This window comes from Microcoleus sp. Pol11C3 (assembly GCF_036701485.1).
Lineage (GTDB): Bacteria > Cyanobacteriota > Cyanobacteriia > Cyanobacteriales > Microcoleaceae > Microcoleus.
On sequence record NZ_JAUBQW010000126.1, the window covers coordinates 1 to 18,959 of the forward strand.

The window sequence follows — 18,959 nt, forward strand, 5'->3', positions numbered from 1 at the left end:
CTTATCTTTAGTTGAGTTTGAATATATCGGTCGCTCCTATTCATAGTTTGCGATCGATTATTCAGCAAGCCCTAATTGAAGGTCTATTAGGCTTGATATTATGGGCAATATAAGCATCGCTAACCTCTACGCTAGTTACAAACCTGGGACTTATTTTGGGTAAGGGATACTCTTTGACGGGGTTGTCACCCCGTCAACCCATCAACCTCACCGAACTCCTGTAAATTCAAATCATCAAAACCAACCTCCGCCAAACCTTCTAACCCCCCTGCATCGACGTTAGTAAATTTACCCACTGCAATAACCCCGCCGCATTTTGACTCAATGAGGGCGATCGCACACAAGTCCTGCGAGGGCTAAAGCCCTCACAGGACTCATATCCTTTCAAACATCAGCTATTTACACACCAACCGGAGCACCAACAACCTCACCTTTCAACATCCGAGAAGCTGCATCAAGCAATTGCTCCTCCAAATAAGGCTTAGTGAAATAACCTTTCGCGCCCAAACTGTAAGCCATTTGGCGGTGTCTGTCAGCACCGCGAGAAGTCAACATCGCGATCGGCAATTCACACAAAACCGCATCCTTCTGCATCCGAGAAAGTAGTTCCAAACCATCCATTCTCGGCATCTCAATATCGCAGAAAACGATATCGCAAGGCAGACCAGATTTCATCTTTTCCCAAGCTTCCTTACCGTCGCGAGCTTCTTCCACACGATAGCCAGACTTCTCGAAAGTAATCGATAATAGCGATCGCACCGTAATCGAGTCATCCACAATCAGCACAGTCGGCTCAGTCTTCTCGATTTCGGCCTCCTGAGTGGCTCTCTCGGCCTCATCCCAAAGCGTACCGCCAGCTTCCTTCCGCAGCCTTCCCGTAGCCAAATCGATCAGCTCCAGAACATCCGCAATTGCCACGATCCGGCCGTCCCCGAGCACGGTGGCCCCAGCAATGCCGATCGGCTTCGGCACCGGCCCTTCCAACGGCTTGATCACAATTTCCTGTTCCGTCGATACCTGATCCACCTGCACCGCCAAGAAATTGCCAGCAGAGCGCAGCACGATCACCGAAATCATGTCATCGTCTGTATTAAACCCGTAAACACTGCCCCGACCCAAATGGCGGCTGTAACCCAGCAAATCCCGCAGCGGCCGGAACGGCAAGCTTTGACCCCGCCACTCAATGCAAGGCAAACCGTCCGCCCCCGTCGTCACCTGATCGCGAGGCACATCGATCATATCCTCCACCCCATCCATCGGGAAAGCAATGCGAGCCCGATCGCTAATGCAAGTCAGAGCCTTAGAAATACTCAACACCAGAGGTAAACGGATCGTAAACACAGTCCCTTTGCCGATCGTCGAATCAATCGACACAGTTCCCCGAATCTCCTGCAAGGAAGTCTGCACGACATTCATACCGACCCCCCGGCCGGCGTACTCCGTCGCCTGTTCCTGAGTGCTGAAACCCGGCATAAACAGCAAATCGTAAACTTCCGAGCGAGACATCCTCTGAGCCTGAGCCGCCGTCAGCAAACCCTGCTTAATCGCCTTCGCCTTCACCTTTTGCGGGTCAATTCCGGCCCCGTCGTCAGAAACCGAAACCACGGTTTGATTCCCTTGGTGGAAAGCGCGAATCGTAATCCTGCCGACTGCCGGCTTCCCAGCCGCCAGACGCACCTCCGGCGCTTCGATCCCGTGAGTAATGGCATTGTTCACCAAATGAGTCATCGGGTCATATAGCTGATCCACAATCATCTTGTCGATCAAAATATCCTTACCCTCAACCTGCAACTGAGCCTGCTTCCCGCACTTAATCGCAATTTCCCGCACCGCCCGGAACAGCCTGTCCGTCGTCTCAGCAAACGGCTTCATCCGGGCCCGAGTCAAACCTTCTTGCAGTTGAGTCGTGACTTGCCGCAGTTGGCGAGTCACCTGATCCGCCTCATCCACCAAAAACTCAATGTCCGCGGCAGACTCCCGCACCCGCACGATCAGCTCAATAATCTCCTGAGCCAAACTGTGGAAAGGAGTAAACCTGTCCATTTCCTCCGGTTTCCAGGCACTTTCCCGAGTGTGGGCCGAATCCTCAGAGCGCCAGGCCGATCGGTGTCCCCCCTGGCGGTTTGCCAGCAAAGCAATCTCCAAAAGACTCCGCTCGTAGAAATCCTGAGTCCGCTGGCTCACATCGCTCAGCAGCGTCACCTGGTGCAGCAAATTGTCCAAAAACTGTCGCATCCGTTCTTGGTCTTGCTCCAAACTGTTGCGGTTCACAACCAGTTCCCCCATCAAATTGCTGAGGTTGTCCAGTTGCTTGACCGGCACCCGCATCGTCTGGTCGCCGAACCCACCCGCGCGGGGATTCCGCCTTCCTCTGTTGAGCGCCGACGGCCCGCCGATATTTGCTTCCCCTTGGCGGCCGCCGTCCTTTGGATCTTCGAGCAGTTTTTCCAAATCGCCAAATTCGTCGTCGCTCTCCTCGGCAGCAGCGCGCGGAGCTTTACTGGTAGTTGTCGCCGGTGCAGGAATTTCCGGCATAGTTGCGCTCTCGCTGAGGAGCTCTTCGAGATCCGAGAAAACTTCCGTATTTACTGGACTCTGATTTGTTCCCCCAGAAGATGCTACTAGAGCCCCAGCGCCCCCTGCAATTAACAGTGCTTCTAAATCGTCAAAATTGCCTTCGCCATCCTCAACGCCTGACTCGGCATCGGCAAAAAAGTCTGCCAGCGAGCCCTCTTCCAACTCCGAGGAATCGGCCTCGGCCGACTCGTCCTCAGCGTCCCAAAAGCCCGTCGTCAGTTCCGAAGTCACCAGAACTTCAGCATCGCTCGAATCCAACAAATCATCAAAACCCATCAAAATCGAGCTGTTGAGAGTCGCCCCGGTTTCCATCGCTGAGAGCAAGTCAGCATCGCCCTCAAACATACCATCGAGAGCTTCTGCAGGCAGCGGCTCTAAATCCGCACTTAAAAAATCCGTTTCCAGGGCATCAAACAAATCATCTTCGCCCTCAGACTCCCCGGCGCCATCTGTTTCGGGTAGAGCGAACAAATCCGCATCCACCTCGTCGAACAAACCATCTGGAGGTTGGGCAGACAACTCCTTCACATCCAAAGCAGCGCCGTCATCTGGCGCCGATCCAGCATCGCCCTGCACCACGCCTTCCCCAAACATATCCTCCAAGAAATCGAAAGCTGCGCCCTCATCAGATTCGACATTTGAAATTTCCGGATCAGGACGATCGGACAAAGCCCCAAGTTCAACCTCTGCCGAATTTGTCAAGCCTGGGTGGGAAACAGCCACACCATTGTTCTCGAACAAACTCCCCAAGTCGCCCTCATCAACTCCCACATCCGCACTCTGCAATTCTGAACCTCCATCTGAGTTCAGCCAACGCGCATCGGCTTGCCCCGAAGCTTCCCCGTCATACTCAGTACCTGTAGGTACGGAACCGAACAGCTCAGCCAAATCCGCCGCCTCTCGGGAAGTAGCCGCTCCTTGCCGATCCCGCACAGTCTGTTCATCCTCAGAAATCGAACCCGAGGTCATATCCCCAAACAGCGCATCTAAATCCGTATCGTCCAGTTCCAGGTTGAGCGATTGCACAGACTCGTCTTCCAGGCCGAAAGCATCTTCTAGCCAGTTTTCATCCGCAGAGATATCTAAATCAGAATTTGATGTCATGTTAAGAACGTTGCCCATTTCCTCATTGTGTGCGATGCCTGCAGCTTGATCTCGATCGCCCCCGTTCTCCCCATCTTCGTCTTCTGAAGAAAGGAAACTAGAAGTAATCCCCAACAGCTCGCTCAAATCCGAGTCTTCGCTCAGCTCAGAGAGCAACTCGAAATCATCTATTTCAGGCAGATCGAGCGCTTCGCCATCGGCTGAATCCTTGCCGCCGACTGCTGCAGGCTCGTTCGATTCTGCATCAAAAGTGTCAGGGTTGAGAGAATTCTCCGAAGAGATTGCCGGCAGACCCGTTGCCTCAGATTCGCCTAAATCGCCGAACAAGTTATCGAAATCAGCATCGTCCGTAACAACAGCAGAAGTTTGGGCAGCCACTTCGTCTAAAAGCGTACCCAGAGCATCTTCGTCAGCTTGTCCCCTGGCTGGGCGAACCTTGCCCTCTCGTCGAGCCAAACCGCCCCTGCCGTTACCCGTTTCAAGCTGTTTGCGAATTAGCTGCTTCCTCGAACCCCCATTGTTCTGACTGGCAGCTACCGCCGAACCGTCTGGCTCGTCTGCAAACAGCAAATCCTCCCCAAACAAAGTCGTCAGGTCGTCAATAGGAGGCGCCGTGTTCGTTTCCGAACTTTCCGTATCGTATTCGTCAAACAACAAATCAGTAAAATCGCCGGAATTGTCATCGTCTGACTCCAGAATTCCCGCCGATATCCTAGAAGATTGGGCATAGTCGAGCTCTTCTTCTTCTTCCCAAGCGCCGTCGAGATCCGGGGACTCTCCGTCAAACAAGTCAGCTAAAGTGTTGAGTTCTGCCGCGCCCACTTCCGGGCCGCTGCGGGTCGAGCCTCTAAAAGCACTCGTCTCAATATCCGATTCTGCGAAGGCGGAATCATCGAATTGGGGCGATCGACTGCCACTATAATCGTTGCTCTCGCCACTGTCGAGTTGGTCGAACAGCTCATCTATGCTCAGCCCAGAAATATTCGGCAGCAACTTGTTCAATCCATCCTGGGAATCACCAGAACCCACCAAATCCCAGGCCTCATCCTCAACAGAAACCACATTTGTCCCCGATTTACCCGGTTGAGCGAATGCCAGCAAATCTTCAAAATCCGTTTCTGGAACCAGAACAGCCGGCTGCAGCGCCAGAAGTTTTGCGCTTGGTACGATCGATGATTCTAGACCCGCAATTACCAGTTCTTGCGCTTGTTTGATGTCTTTGATAACCGTTGGGGCTAAGGTACGGTAGCTATTTTCTGGGTTGGCGATCGCCTTGGATACAACTTCGATCAATTCTATCCAGCGGGGCAGTTCAAATTCCTCCCCCGCCCTGAGCAAGTTCCGACAAATGTTCTTGAGTTGCCGCCTGCTTTCAGACCCCTCGGGCTGTTTGAACTCTTGCAGCAGTTCCCGCATCCTCGCCGGCACGTCCGAGTCAAATACTAGCTGCAGCGCGCTGTCTTCTGTTGCTCTGGCATCAGGTGCGTAAACTGACCGCGACTCCGGAAAACTCCTTGATGAGGCAAACGCCCCGACTCCCATCCCCGCCATAACTTGTTCGGGTACGGCCAGAGCGGTGTTCTCGTCTACATCGTGTTCTCCGTATCCGACAAGTCCCCCCAAGTGCCCGTTGAGTTCTTCAAATACTGGTTCTAATTCTCGAACCATCTGTTCTCCCAATTCCTCTGTCAGCCCAAAAGGCCCCGACAGTTGCTCTAACAGCCCTTGCAATGTGTCAAAAATTCGCAGGAAAAGGGACTCTAGCTGTTGGTCTACTTTAACGCTGCACTCTTTTAAAACTTTAAAACTATCTTCTAGTCGGTGAGCTGTTTGCTGAATGCTGGTCAGCCCCAGCATTGCTGCTCCTCCTTTGACAGAGTGAGCGGCCCTAAATACTTCGTTGACCAGTTCTGGGTCTTCGATCGTGGTTTGCAGATTCAGCAAGCCTTGTTCGATCGTATTGAGGTGGTCTTTTGCCTCCTCAATAAAGTAGCCCATTATCCTCTGTTGTTGCTCCGGCAGCATAGTTTTATTCCTGATTTTAAGCGTTATTGTATTGGGTCTATGTTAGTAGTTCTAGAGAAGGTCTTTGTAGATCTCGCCCCTTGCCAAGAGAATAATCTGACTGCGAGATATCGCAAATGTCCTGGCTATTTTTGTTTTCGATATGCCCTCACTTAAAAGATAGCAAATCTCCCGCACCTGTTAGGGTTGGAGTTTGCGGTTAGGACATATCTTGCCGGGAACGAAAGGAAAGCGGTTTTTTTCGCTTGGCATCGCGGGAGTTATCGGCGGGGGTTCCTTCCCACAAATAGTCGGGATTGATACAACCGCGATCGTCGCAACTGTTGTGATACGCCAAATAACCGGGTTTGACAGGCCTTCCCAGTTTGTCTTCCACTACAAGTCTGTGAGCATAGAAAGTTTTTGTTTGGCCATTAATTTTAGTACCTTTAATGGCGTAACCATCACTTCTTTTAGCCAAGGTACAAATCCTGCAGCAGTTCGGCTGTATTTTGGCCCGAATACCGGAAATTATTTCTGGGCCTCGCAGTTGTTTTTGAGGTGTCGGCGCAGATGTATTTCCGACATCTTTGATACATCCTTTTTTAAACCTATATTGAGAATTTTTTAGCCTAGAACCTTCCCACAAATGGTTAGGATTAATGCAGTTGCCAACCTCGCAAGTGTGGCAAGCAAAGTATTCCGTTCTAATCTGCCGACCTAATATATTTTCCCATACTAAACGAGGCACATTAAAAGTTTTCCATTCACCGTTAATGCGAAGTTTTTTGTTAGAATAGCCCCTGCTAGATTTGGTTATGGTAGAGATAATACAGCCCGTCGGCTGAACTTCACGAAAGATGCCCGGTATTACCTCTACTATGTTATCGTCCATCTGTGCAACTCCTACTTTGTTTAGGTGTTGAATTAGCAACCTAGCAGTGGTTTCAAGACTGCGAGGTTGCTTTTTGTCTACCATCCTTGCCCGACCAACGTGCTTGTAAATCAGCCGATAAAAAAGCATTAGACACTTAATTATTGTCTTTCTGCTGTTTCTACTCGGAATCTTTCTACCGATGTCAAAAGGTCGCGAGCAACGCCCACTAAGTTTTGCAAAGCACCCGAAACTCGCTGCGCTTCTTGGGAGGTTTCCTGAGCAGTTAATTCCACTGCTTGCATCACACTGGCCACCGCGCGAGCTGTTTCGTTTTGCTCTACAGTGTCGGCAGTAATCGATCGCACTAACACGTCAATTCGGTTAGTTACTTGAATGATATCTTCAAGCGATCGCTTCGCCTGTTCTGCCAATTTTGTCCCCTCAATAACCTGCTGCGTCCCTTCTTCCATCGCCGTCATTACCGCGCCGGTTTCGCTTTGAATTTGCATCACGATCTGTTCGATTTCTTTCAAAGACTTAGCCGATCGGTCTGCCAATTGTCGCACCTCGTCTGCCACGATCGCAAAACCCCTGCCCGCTTCCCCAGCTCTCGCCGCCTCAATACTGGCGTTGAGGGCCAACAAATTCGTCCGGGAGGCGATCGTCGCAATTAAAGCCACAATCTTAGAAATTTCTTGAGAAGCTTCCGCCAACCGCTTGACTTTTCTAGTGGTTTCTGCTACAGTTTCTCGAATTTCCAAAATCCCGGCCACCGTCCGCTCCACAGCCTCGCCCCCTTTCAGAGCCGTTGCCGCCGCGCCCCTGGCCACTTCTTCCGCCTCTCTAGCGCTTTCTGCGACCCGCTGAATCGCATCGGTGAGGACTTGCACGGAATTCAACGTTGCCGCCAGTTCCTCAGCTTGTCGCAGCGCGTCGGAAGACAAATCGCCCGCAAACTTAGCACTATCCGTAGCGCCTTTGCTGACCTCCCGAGCCGCCTGCTTCACCTGATGGACGATTTCGCGGAGATTTTGAATTGTCAAGTTAAACGAGTCAGCAACAGCACCCAAAACGTCTGCGGTCACTTCCGCAGTCACCGTCAAGTCACCCCGGGCCGCTCCTTCCACGTCGTCTAGCAAGCGAATCACTTGGCGCTGCAAGTCTTCTTTTGCCTGTTCCTGCTCGTCTGACTTGCGCCTGGTATCGCTAATCGTGGTTTGGATGACCTTCGCCATGTGGTTGAATTTAGCAGCCATTTTACCAAATTCATCTTCCGAGTAAACCGTAGCGCGAGCATCCAAAGTTCCTTGAGATACGGCATCGAACTGAGCTTGCAAATTATCCGACGACTTGCGTACCTGCTTGGCGATCAACTGGCCGATGCCCCAAGAAGTTAAAAAGCTGGTAAAGCCTGCGGCTGCGGTCATTACCCAGCCTGTTTGGCGCAGGTAAACGATCGCCTCCGGTTTGTCTTGCCGCAGAGCTTGATATGAGGCAATGTTGGTGACGAAAGCCACAGCTACCAGAGAAACCAGTCCCGCCCCGATTGCCGTGTACAACTGTTTTGTAAACAAAGGGGCATTTTCCAAGAAAGCCAGTCCCCCCTGTTCTACCGTCACCGAAGTATCGACCGCTTCTGTTTCGGTGGGAGCAAAACTCGACACTGACGTATCAGCCGCGCCGTTTATGCCAAATCCAAATATCTCGTCATCCCGAATTGCTGAGCCATCGCTGTTGTCAAATTCCAGGCTGCTGCCAGTCGTTCCCATCATGCCGCTGGTCGAGTTGCCGAAATTGGTGTTACCTCTAGTCAACATCGAACTGGTGGCATCTTCTGAGATGTCAAAGTCCGGCAAATTGCCCAAATCGTCAAACTCGTCAAATTCGTCTAAAAAGTCGCTGTGTTCTTGAGCGTTCTCCGCTTTTGACGACCAGGCGCTGCTGTTCTTGTCGGACGCCCCGAAAGCTGTCGCTTGTTCGTTGTCGTCGAAAGAGAAAGAATCGCTAAAAGCATCGTCATCAAAAGCCTCTAACTCGAAGCTGTCTATAGAACCAAATGCCGGGGGTTCCGAGTCGCCGTAACCGTTGCTGTTGGCGGAGGAGCGATCAACCGAATTAAATTGTTCCCGGCTCGATTTTTGACTTTGAGAGTTGGGGACAGCACCTCCCATCAACAGCGTTTCGTCTTCCGCCAGCGAATAGTTTGACGAGTAGTCCGACCCGTTATTCGGCTGCTTGTTTTGAGGTCGAGAAGACCCGAAACCCGACGAGGGCATCGCCTCGGCAAAGGGGTCTTCCTCTTCGGTCGGAGGTGCGTTATGACCGTGATTTTGGCCACTCTGGGGCGGGGATTGGTAGTCGTAGTCGGAGTTATCGTCGAATTCGTCTGCCAAATCGAGCGCAGCAAAAGGTTCGCCAAAATTGTCTGAGGGCCCGATGGGGGAGTCTAGTTGGTTCGAGTCGAAGGAATTCCCGATGTCTGAAGAGGCAAAACTTTGACCGTTGAGCATCTGAGTCGGAGCTTCTGAAAACGAATCTCCTGAGTAAGGTGCCTTTTTCCCAGACCCTTTGCTGCTTGACACGTCACCCGGCTCAAACCCTCCATCATCTAAGGCAAAAGGGTCTCCAAAGTCCGAGTCGGCAAACTCGTCTATGTCTAGCGAGTCGGAGGTTTCAGCATAAGCTGCCATTCCGCCGCTGTCGCCAGCAAACGGGTTAGAATGTGAGGTTAAATCTGGGACTGAGCCTGCGTGATCGTCGTCTTCTGCTTCCCACCCCAAGCCACTCATGCCCAAGTCTGCCAAGTCCTCGTTTTCCATGTCGTCTGAGGATTGACTTCTATAGGAAAGGGATGGGGAATTTCCTTGGAAAAGTCCCAAATCCGGGTCTTCTAACCCTTCATCAAGAGATAAGTCTGGGTAGAATTCTAATTCTGTTTCAGCAGACAAAGCCTCGAAATTTTCCGTTTGCAGTTCTCCGGATAAAAATTGGTCTGTGTAGGTAATTCCGCTGTGAGCGTGTTCAACCAAACTCTGGTCGTCACTCAGGCCTAGCACAACAGTGTACTGTTCCCGCGCCACCTCATACTGTTGCAGTCCGTAGCAGTAAATGTGTCCGCACAGCAGGCGAGCGCTGGGGTCTTCGGGAAAATCTTCTACTAATTGATAAACTAGGGCTGCGGCTTCTGAATAATTGCCATCCATGTAGGCCGCTTCTGCCCGTTGGTAGTCCTGCTGAAAGTTGGTACTTGTTGCCATTTGCCGCCCTCTTTTGATTTTAGATTTTAGATTTGAGATTTTTGATTTTTATCTTGAATTGAATGTTTAGATGCGCGCCTCAAGTCGTGTGACTGTTGATGGTTAGACCTCAATCGAAAATCGCAAATCGCAAATCTAAAATCGATTTCACGCTGCCCACCGCGCCGAGCGCAGAATTTTCACTTGATCTAGCAGTCGGAGCACTTTCTGAGCTGGTGCACCTAACATCCATTCTCCCCTCAGAAATGGAATCATGCCGTCTGGTGCATTGTTCTGAGAGTGCAGTTGCTCTACGTCGAGCCAGTCCATCCCCACAATTCGATCGACTGCCAGCCCCAAAATCGTGTCTTGGTCTTCCACAGCCACGATCGGGATTTCGGGTCTATCTGTGTTCAGAGGTGTTTGGTCTCCCAGAAATTGGCCGAGGTCTGCCACCCAAATCACTCGTCCTCTCATATTTAGGGTACCTAAAAGCAAAGAGGAAACGTTGGGGATCGGTGTCATGCGGTCTGGGGACGGGGATAGTACCTCTCTAATCCCTGTCGCCGGCAGTGCGAACTCGTTCCCCGAAGGAACGTAGAACCGCAGGTGCAGCTCACCTTCGGGAGTTTCTAGTTCTTGGAATTCCGGAGCCGGATCTACCCCTAGTCCTGGTAATATAAAGTCTGGGCTACCGCTAATCATAATTCTGACACCTGCATTTCTAGCAAATTGTTGAGGTTTCCCGCCAAGAAGAACCGGATCGAAACTTCGATGGTCGAAACTTGACACAGCCAAGCTTGACACAGCCAAGGGGTGAATGGCGCGACTGCCGGAGGTGCTTGGCAATAAATTTGCTCCGTCCATAATTGACTGCCATCAATAATTCGCGCGACCAATGCTTACAAATTAGCTCAAATCGACTACGAACAATTAATTGGGAACCCCTAAAACTTCACTTTGTACTCCCACCGCCGTCTCAAGTGGTAAAACTCTGGGTAATTTCTGCGATGAATGCTAAACCGATACTCGGATTAGCGAGGAGTGGTTGACATGGCTAGTGTCGCGACAATCATGAACGGAGTCACTTAAGACTGAGAATTGGACTCTCTGACTTTGTACAGAAATACCTAGCCATAAGTAGCTCTGTACATCAGTTTTTCGGAGCGGCTGCAAGTGGAGAACAAGTATATTATATTTGCACTTTGAGCGTGTTAGACCCACTGGGGTCGAGAAATGGAACAGAGTTTTACCGACGCCCTCATGCCAGCGCGCGGATTTATACATTCTAGTTTATGGTGCGATCGCCAATCGTGTCCGCGAGCTTTCTCTTTGTGGTGGCCAAGACTTGATCTAACTAGGTACAAGAAAGCTCCAATAATGCCATCGGTGCGAAATTTATTTTTCTTCTAATTGGTCTTCTAGCGAGCGGTCTAATAATCTTTCGGAGAGATTGACCCGAGGGTAGCCCGGGCCCACATATTTTTCTACCAGCATCAATAACTCGCTTTCACCAAAAGGTTTGGTGTAAAAGTCTGTAGCCCCGGCCATGCGGGCTTTAACGCGGTCGATAAATCCGTCGATGCCCGTCAGCATAACGATCGGCGTCTGCCGGAAAGCGCTCGAACTACGCAGCATAGCGCAAATTTCGTAGCCGTCGAGTTCCGGCATGGCGATGTCACACAGAATTAAATCGGGTTTGAGTGGAAACACCAAACTCAATGCTTGGAGGGGATTGCCGATCGTAGTAGCTTCATAACCGTGTTCATTTAAAATTGACTCAACTGTTTTGCGAATAGTATTGTCGTCGTCAATACAGACAACTCTCGGAACCTTGGTTTCTGGGGACGACCATTCTTTTTTGTTGTTGGTGGGGGCAACAGAGGGTTCGTAAAATACTTGCACCAATCCCTGCTGGACAAAGGGGTAAATCGCCTTAGCGACAGTGAGCACGTCTCGGTTGAGGTAGCGCGCCATTTGGCGGATCGAAGTGTGCCCATCGGCCCAGCGTCTGAGAGTATTAAAGGTATTGACAGGCAGCGCGACTCGCAGCTCGGAGGGGTCTGAAATCACCGGGCATTGGTTGGGCGACTGAATGTGAGGATGAAACTGCTTCCACTGCTGCACCTGTTTGACAATCTTGGCCAGCAGCGAGCTAATTTCTAAGCTGGTCAATTGAGGAGCCAAAGCTGGGCCCATTTCAAAAGTGAAGGAACCCTGGTGGAGACTGAGCAAGTCAAATAGGGTTTCGTGGATCATGCTCTGGATGATGTTGCGGCCTTGAGCTGGGGTGAGGATGTGGTTTTCTAGCAGGGCCCATAGGTAGCCATATTCTGGGGCATTGGTAGATGCCATATAGGGAACTTGGATTTTGTCGAGGGCGGTATCTGCTTTGTAGCGGCGCAGGTAGTCGCGCAACCGAAACAAACTGCCCGCACTCTGGGTAGCGTAAATAATCTGACCGTTGAAGCAGAAGACATACCAGGATTGTCCTGCAAGGGAGCGCGGGGTAGGTTGAGTACCCGTGCTGCTGCCGGTGGAGGTGTAGGCCTCTACGAACAGTTCTCCGGTTCGCTGACCTAACTCAATCAATTGCAGGATGCTGCGGATGTCTATTTCACTCAAATTTCCCTGCATGCAGCTAAAATGTCCTCCTTAAAACCGTTGGCGTCTGAGCTCGGAAAGACTGTGTGCTGGCGAAAAGATTGACTTTAGTTTCCGTCAATAATTTACGCGCTGATGCCGATCTCACAATTGGGAATTGACGAAAGGGCGATACTTGCTGCGGCTCCTCGGCCGCGCTACCAGTCCACAAGCTGAAACCGCGAAACTCGCGGCATTCTCTAAGTGTAGAGTTTCACCTTAGTATTCCCACTGTTGCCTAAACTCGTAGAATCCACATCGCACGATTGCACGGGTTCTTCGAGTGTGCAACGCTGGCATTCCCGACTGGTTCAAGTCTTCGATCGCCAAAGTTTTGAAGTTTTTGGCTGAGTATGCCGTCAGTTTATCCAGCACATCTTGGCGTAGGTCAACTTCAAAATACCGAGGATTCTCTGGTTTTACCGCTGCTACCAGCAGCAAGTGCCAATCAAGCCCTGATGGGAACTTGAGGCTAGTCTGTTGGATTGGATGAGTTGCGATCGAGGTTTTTTTTGGGTTTGCCACAGCCCTAAAATCAGGTGCAGTCAAAATGAACCTTTGTTGGCAATTGTCAGGAAAACCCTCAGTGCCGATCAACCTTTTTGCTCGCCCGCGGCTCGCGTCATAGGCTCGCGTCATTACCTTATTCTAAGGCAGCGCGGTTCAAATCCCTAGTCCGCCGGAGCAAGGCGCCAGCTTGGCGGCTGCAACGGCTTTTCTCACGATCGAGCCGCAACTAAAGCCTGGTACAATCAATAGAAAGTTTTTGACGGACTGACCTTTTTCAGCTTTAGGCTATTGCAGTCCCCGCAGTTTTGCTAGTCTTTAATTAAGCGGCATTCATACTGCTTTCTCATTCTTCCAGAAAGCGGGCGGCGGCCGTGCTGTCTGGAAGTTCTCCCGTGAGGACGTGCTATGCGTGAGTGCTGAAGAAAAGTTAGAAAAAAATGCTATCCCCCGATTGGGCAAACGATACCAAAAAGTAAGACTTAAGTGGCAAAAAGTTATCCTTACTTGCCTATAATTGTTTACTTTAGGTAAGTTGACTAAAGATCACACGCAGTGTTATGTTTAGTTGAGAACCTTTGGCTTAAGGGGGATAGCCTACTTATGTTGGGATTAGCCGTCTACCCAACAGCGTAGGAAGTAAACACCACTTATCTTTTAGGCCTTTAAGTAACTTAAAGTAAGTTGGGATAGGTTTTACGAAGCAGAGGACTATTAGTGTGCTGTATCTAGCGGAAGTACAAAAACAGAGAAGCGGCTTTGGTCTCGGTGGCGGTAAGGCTGAACTGAAACTGCTAGCTTGTCAGCGGGGCGAACATAACTGGAGCGCTGTACCAGGGGATGACGCGATCCCAGTTGAGGAAGCTAATAAATTTAACGACGGCACGCTGGTGCTGGTTGAGTTGAGCGCTAGCAAGCAAGTGCAGCGGATTCAGGAGGCGGCCCGCCAGTTGGTGAGCATTCTGCAAAATTTCTCGCGATTGCAGGACAAGTTTAAGGATAAGGAAGAGGAAATTGAACAGTGGAAGGCTTCTCTGACGTTTTCGAGTCAGGAACTCAATCGCCGGGAAATGGAAATGCAAGCCCGCGAAGAGCAGTTGGCTCAAATGGAAGAGGAGTTGGAGCGGTTGGAGGCTCAGCGCTCGGAAATTGAAAATACTCGAGATGAAGCTAACCGACTGCGAGAAGAAGTCGATCGCAGTCGTGTGGAAATTGAGACGGCTTGGGAACAGTTGCGGGGCGAGCAGCAACGGGTCGCCCAGCAGCAGTCTGAGGTTCCGCAGGGGGCAGTAGTTGATCAGCAGCAAACCCAGAGGATTCAGGAGTTGATGCAAAAGCTGGGAGGGGCAATTGCTTCTGCCCAAGGGGTGCGGGAACAACTGAATCAGTCTTTTGGTGCCGTGGGCGCTCAACAGGCAATTCTGGATCAGCACTGGCAGCAGTTGGAGCAAAAACAAAGCATAGCTCAACAGCAAGAAGAAGAGGTCGATCGACAAAATCAGAGCCTCCAAAACCGCTGGCAAGAGTGGTACCAATCTCAAGAAGCTTTGGCCGGGGCTCGGGCGGAGCTTAAAGGGCAGCAAAGTACCCTCAGCGCTAAGCAGGATCAGGCTCAGTCCGTGTCTTTGCAGGTGCGGGCTGTTGAGGAGCTTTACCAGCAAGTTTCCAGGCTCGCATCTGCTTCGGGTACTGCCGGTACCGAGCAGAAAGTAGATGTGTCAGCTTTAGAGAAGATGCCTGTTGATGAGTTACAGGGGCTGGTGCAACATCTGCAACAGGATTTGGAAAAGGTGTTCCGGTTTGTTAACGATCAAGAGGAGGAGTTGACTCTGCAACGGGAGACAATTGAGGAGCTGCAAGGGAAAATTCAAGCTGCTAGCGAGTACGATCGCATGGCTTTGGAAAATGAAATGGCAGATGAACTCGAAAGTTATCAGATGTTAAACGAAACTCTGGTGGGACAGCGCCTCCGGTTGCAGGAACGGGAAGATGTTTTAAAGCAGCATCAGGGGGTGCTGTGGCGGCGGCTGGGTACTGCTAATGCTCCCAAACAAGAGCGAGGAGATATTGATTTGGGGCCGATTGTCGCACAGCTCAATACTCAGCGACAGCAGCAAAGCCAAGAATTGCAAAGACTGGAAAACGAAATTCAGCAGGTGCGGGAATCTATATCCCAAATTGAGGCAAATGTCAACCGCCAAAATGGGGAAAGTGAGGCGAAACGCTACGAACTCAAGCAGTTAGAGCAGAATTTGTTCAACCAGAAAGGTGCAGTGGCGCAACTCTGGGGCAGAGTAAATGTTTATCAAGAAATGTTGCAGCCGGTGCAAGACAATTTGACGGCGCTACGCCAAAAGCTGGAAGCGGTGGGTGGGGAACTCGATCGCGTGCAGGAGAGTGGAGAGGAGCAAAATCGGGTAGTTTCTGATTTGCAGCAAGTCCTTTCGGGTTTGATAACAGCTTAAAATTTAATATCTAAAATTATCGAAGGGTGTTCGACTCGACCGATCGCTCCTCCAGGAAATGGATCGGTTTGCGATCGGTTGGGCGCTACGATTAAGCTGGTTAGTTTTTCTACGCTTTCAAAACTTGGCGCCGAGGGCAATATTTGTTGCAGTAGTTGTCGCATTGCCCGTCGCTGCAAGGCCAGGGGTGCTTCCCGCAAAATCGGGCGATTTAACTTGACAGGAAGTTGAAAATTCACCTGTATGTTGTCTGCAATTGGAGACATTGCTCGCTGTAGCAAGTCGCTGGCTGCAAGTTCGAGATATTCTACGTCGGCGCGGAGGAGTTCGGCTGTTTGAGCTAGGGCTTGTTGGGCTTTTGGGTTGAAATGAGTTTCCAAATAAGGCAATAATTCCGATCGAATCCGGTTGCGACTATATTGCAAGTCTTGATTTGTGGAATCTTCCCAAATGGGTAGTTTTTGCTCTTGACAAAATTGACCTGTTTGCGATCGAGTTATTTCGAGCAAGGGACGAACTAAGTAGATTTTAGATTTGAGATTTTCGTCGGAATTCGCCAATCGAAAATCGGCGATGGGCCGCGTCCAGGTGAGGGCGGAAAGTCCGTCGGCGCCACTGCCGCGAATCAGGTTGTAGAGTAGTGTTTCGGCGCGATCGCTGGCTGTGTGGCCTGTAACAATGTAGGGGTAGTTGTGGGCGATCGCAATTTCGGTTAAAGCTTGATATCGCCAGTGTCTGGCGGCTGCTTCTGTTTTGGGGATGTCGGAGGCTGTTTCCAAATAGTAGGATATTCCCCAGTTTTTAGCTAATTGTTCTACATGATTCGCCGACGCTTGCGAGTCAGAACGCCAACGGTGATCGCAGTGAACAATCGCTAGATTCCACCCCCATTTTGGCTGCAAATCTAGCAGTAATTTAATTAAACACAGAGAATCTTGTCCGCCGGATACTGCTACTAGCAAGCGCTGATTTGATGGCAATATTTGTCGGTACAGCAGCGTCCTGTGAACTTGAGCGTGCAGGTGCGTCCAATTGGAAGATTCAGGCATTGCAGTTGACAGTTGATAGTTGACAGTTGACAGTTGCCCGTTGATAGTTGTCAGTTGTAGGAAGGATGCTGTTTTAAGCTCCTCAACTCAAAACTCTGAACTTAAAATTTAAAAATCTTCCTCCTTTCCCTCTGCCGTAAGTAGCAGCTTAGCTCCACATTCCTATACTTTGGGGGTCGCGGTCGGGATACCTAGAAATAGGAAAATGATTACTTATTTCTGTTGAGTCACCTTGATTTAATGGCTCATCTATATCGGTTTGATTTGAGCTATCTACCGCGTAGTTTTGCAAGGTGTCTGATCTTTCGGCAGCGGCAGGAAGGGCTTTTTGTTCTTTGATTTCAGGTTCGAGCGGAATGAACTCCAGACGCATTCTAAGTTTTCCTTTTGTCCAGTCTTTACCGGCACTTAATAGCTCGCAATCCAGGCCGTCTGAAAATAATTTTTCGTCTACCAATTTTGACTGCATAATTGCCATAAATTCGCTGACTTTGAATGTACATTGATACATCAAAGCGCTGGTAGGGGCAGACACAACATCGTCTTGTTGGGGAAATATTTTCGATTCGTCCATATTAATTGTCCTTATTTTAATGAATGAAGGAAGTTCGGCAACGGATTTTGTAACGGATGTAACGGATGTCACGGAGGTCAGGAATATCGAAGTTAGAAGAGGGAAGACCGAAGTTAGAAGCAGGAAGAAGGGTCTTCGGCGAAGCTGAGCGGGAAAAAAAAGGGAAGAAGAAAGAGGGAGTTAATTATTAGAATCTCGCTGGTTGAGTAAGGTGGGAATTGCCCACCCTACCACCGGAGATGATTTAATCCGGGTTCTTTGAGTTATCCTGTTCTTCTGTGGCCAATTGGTGGATCAGGAATTAGAAAAACCAACCGTAGGAATGTAAACCTTTGCCTAACAGATTAACGCCTAGATAGCAAATCCAAACTACCACAAAACCTGTGGCGGCTAAAATTGCTGGGCGTCTTCCCTGCCAGCCGCGAGTAATGCGGGCGTGCAGGTAGGCCGCAAATACCAACCAAGTAATTAGCGCCCAAGTTTCTTTCGGGTCCCAACTCCAGTATGATCCCCAAGCTTCGTTAGCCCAAACCGCACCGGCAATAATGCCAACTGTCAGTAAGGGGAATCCTAAACCGATGATGCGATAGCTAATGTTATCAAGAGTTTCTGCTAGATTCAATCGCTGGGGCGAGAGAAGTTCTGCGGTTTGAGTTGGGGCGGTTGATGGGCTTTGAACGGTTGCTAATTCGAGCACTGCGGTGGTGCCCAAACCGTTATTGTTGGAGTTGAAAGAGGGTTCGCTGAAAACTAATGCGCTGTCGGCGCTGGTTTCTGCAATTTGAGGTTCGGGGTTTTGAGGGCGTTGGAGGCGGTAGTTGCTGTTGCGGTTGCTGTTGGTGCCGAAGGAACTACCGGTGAGTTCGATTTTTTGGCCGCGGGTGACGATTAAAAAGGCGATCGCCAGTAGCGCTCCTACCATTAAAGTTGAGTAACTGAGCATCATGACGCTAACGTGCATCATCAGCCAGTTTGATTTGAGGGCGGGTACTAGGGGCTCTGCAGATTGCATGGTTGCTGGCAGAGTCAGGGCTGCAAAGGCGGATATTGCCATTGCTACGGGGGATGTGGCTACTCCTACTAAGCGGGAACGGCTCATGTTTTCCGCGACTAGGTGGATGGCGGTGATTCCCCAAACTAGGAAAAATAGGGATTCGTAGAGATTGCTTAAGGGGAAGTAGCCGGCTTCTATCCATCGAGAACCGAGTAAAGCGGCGATGGATAGATTGGCGACGGCCATTCCTGCGGTGCCTAGGGCCCCCAGGTAGGGAATGCCGGGGAAGGCTGCGCCAACCCAGTAAATGAGCATTGTGGAGAACAAAACGGCAAAGGAGATGTTGTCCAGCCAGTTCTGGAGTACGACCAGATCCATAAAAATTACTCCGGTAATGTTTTTACTTATTTTTGCTAACTAGATCGATCGTACTGGGGTTGGGCAGTTTTGGGTTTGGGATTTTGAATTTTTGTGGCAATTATGAGTGGTTGGCGGTTGTTGAGGTGCGAGTGGGCGATCGCGCGGACGCATCAAACAAGCTACTATTGACCCACCAGACGAGTGTCACGCCCGTCAAGTCACGCTTGTTGCTTCTGGCTGACGGCTTGAGGTTGGACGAGTTGAAAGTAAGGAAACACGAAATGCTGACGGGCGAAATTCGATCGCCCATTCACAAAATTAGGACTTACGCACGGGGGGCCAGAAACCGGGTTTTTTTAGGAAAATCCTTCGTTCGTACTCGAAGATTAAGTATAAAAACCCGGTTTCTTTGTCGGAAGTGCGTCTAAGGCTGAAAATATAGGATGTTTTTCGATCTGGGGTTATCTGGAATCCTTTAGAATTGATTGAGCATAGGACTTACGCATTGACAAAAAACATGATCTATGCACTCTCGGTCATAGCATCACTCTGAAGGTTCGCCAAAATAT

12 protein-coding genes are annotated in these 18,959 nt (G+C 50.3%); 2 read left to right on the forward strand and 10 right to left on the reverse strand.

Annotation, left to right across the window (positions count from 1 at the left end):
* Window positions 1–399: 399 nt before the first annotated feature.
* The 7 genes from QUA40_RS22600 to QUA40_RS22625 all read right to left on the reverse strand — a co-directional run bounded on the left by QUA40_RS22600 (window position 400) and on the right by QUA40_RS22625 (window position 12,990).
* Window positions 400–5,706, reverse strand: coding sequence for a response regulator (locus QUA40_RS22600; RefSeq protein ID WP_333129996.1), 5,307 nt, complete (start codon window positions 5,704–5,706; stop codon window positions 400–402).
* Between the two features lie 51 nt (window positions 5,707–5,757).
* Complete coding sequence (locus QUA40_RS29115; RefSeq protein ID WP_445301183.1) at window positions 5,758–5,883, reverse strand: helix-turn-helix domain-containing protein; 126 nt, start codon at window positions 5,881–5,883, stop codon at window positions 5,758–5,760.
* Window positions 5,884–5,905: 22 nt separating this feature from the next.
* Complete coding sequence (locus tag QUA40_RS22605; RefSeq protein WP_333129998.1) at window positions 5,906–6,580, reverse strand: HNH endonuclease; 675 nt, start codon at window positions 6,578–6,580, stop codon at window positions 5,906–5,908.
* A 140-nt stretch (window positions 6,581–6,720) separates the two neighbouring features.
* Window positions 6,721–9,819 (reverse strand): methyl-accepting chemotaxis protein, encoded by a 3,099-nt coding sequence (locus tag QUA40_RS22610; protein ID WP_333130000.1) that lies wholly within the window; start codon window positions 9,817–9,819, stop codon window positions 6,721–6,723.
* A gap of 147 nt (window positions 9,820–9,966) precedes the next feature.
* On the reverse strand, window positions 9,967–10,500 hold the full coding sequence (locus QUA40_RS22615) for a chemotaxis protein CheW (protein WP_039887356.1): 534 nt from the start codon (window positions 10,498–10,500) through the stop codon (window positions 9,967–9,969).
* Between the two features lie 696 nt (window positions 10,501–11,196).
* Complete coding sequence (locus QUA40_RS22620) at window positions 11,197–12,435, reverse strand: response regulator (RefSeq protein WP_333130002.1); 1,239 nt, start codon at window positions 12,433–12,435, stop codon at window positions 11,197–11,199.
* A gap of 225 nt (window positions 12,436–12,660) precedes the next feature.
* A complete protein-coding gene (locus QUA40_RS22625; RefSeq protein WP_333130004.1) occupies window positions 12,661–12,990 on the reverse strand; it encodes a hypothetical protein in 330 nt (109 codons plus the stop codon).
* Window positions 12,991–13,667: 677 nt separating this feature from the next.
* Between QUA40_RS22625 and hmpF the strand changes: the two genes are divergently transcribed.
* Entirely contained in the window at window positions 13,668–15,413 is a 1,746-nt protein-coding gene (gene hmpF, locus QUA40_RS22630) for a pilus motility taxis protein HmpF (protein WP_333130006.1), read from the forward strand.
* On the opposite strand, the gene tilS is transcribed toward hmpF, so the two are convergent.
* The 3 genes from tilS to ccsB form a co-directional block, all read right to left on the reverse strand.
* On the reverse strand, window positions 15,410–16,462 hold the full coding sequence (gene tilS, locus QUA40_RS22635) for a tRNA lysidine(34) synthetase TilS (protein WP_333130008.1): 1,053 nt from the start codon (window positions 16,460–16,462) through the stop codon (window positions 15,410–15,412). The two genes, hmpF and tilS, sit on opposite strands and share 4 nt — an antisense overlap.
* A 148-nt stretch (window positions 16,463–16,610) precedes the next feature.
* The gene (locus QUA40_RS22640) at window positions 16,611–17,036 is read right to left on the reverse strand and encodes a KGK domain-containing protein (protein WP_333130010.1); all 426 of its coding nucleotides are present in this window, start codon (window positions 17,034–17,036) and stop codon (window positions 16,611–16,613) included.
* Window positions 17,037–17,337: 301 nt separating this feature from the next.
* The gene (ccsB, locus tag QUA40_RS22645; protein ID WP_333130012.1) at window positions 17,338–18,408 is read right to left on the reverse strand and encodes a c-type cytochrome biogenesis protein CcsB; all 1,071 of its coding nucleotides are present in this window, start codon (window positions 18,406–18,408) and stop codon (window positions 17,338–17,340) included.
* A gap of 32 nt (window positions 18,409–18,440) precedes the next feature.
* On the opposite strand from ccsB, the gene QUA40_RS22650 reads away from it, so the two are divergent.
* The gene (locus QUA40_RS22650) at window positions 18,441–18,818 is read left to right on the forward strand and encodes a hypothetical protein (protein ID WP_333130014.1); all 378 of its coding nucleotides are present in this window, start codon (window positions 18,441–18,443) and stop codon (window positions 18,816–18,818) included.
* Window positions 18,819–18,959: the final 141 nt, after the last annotated feature.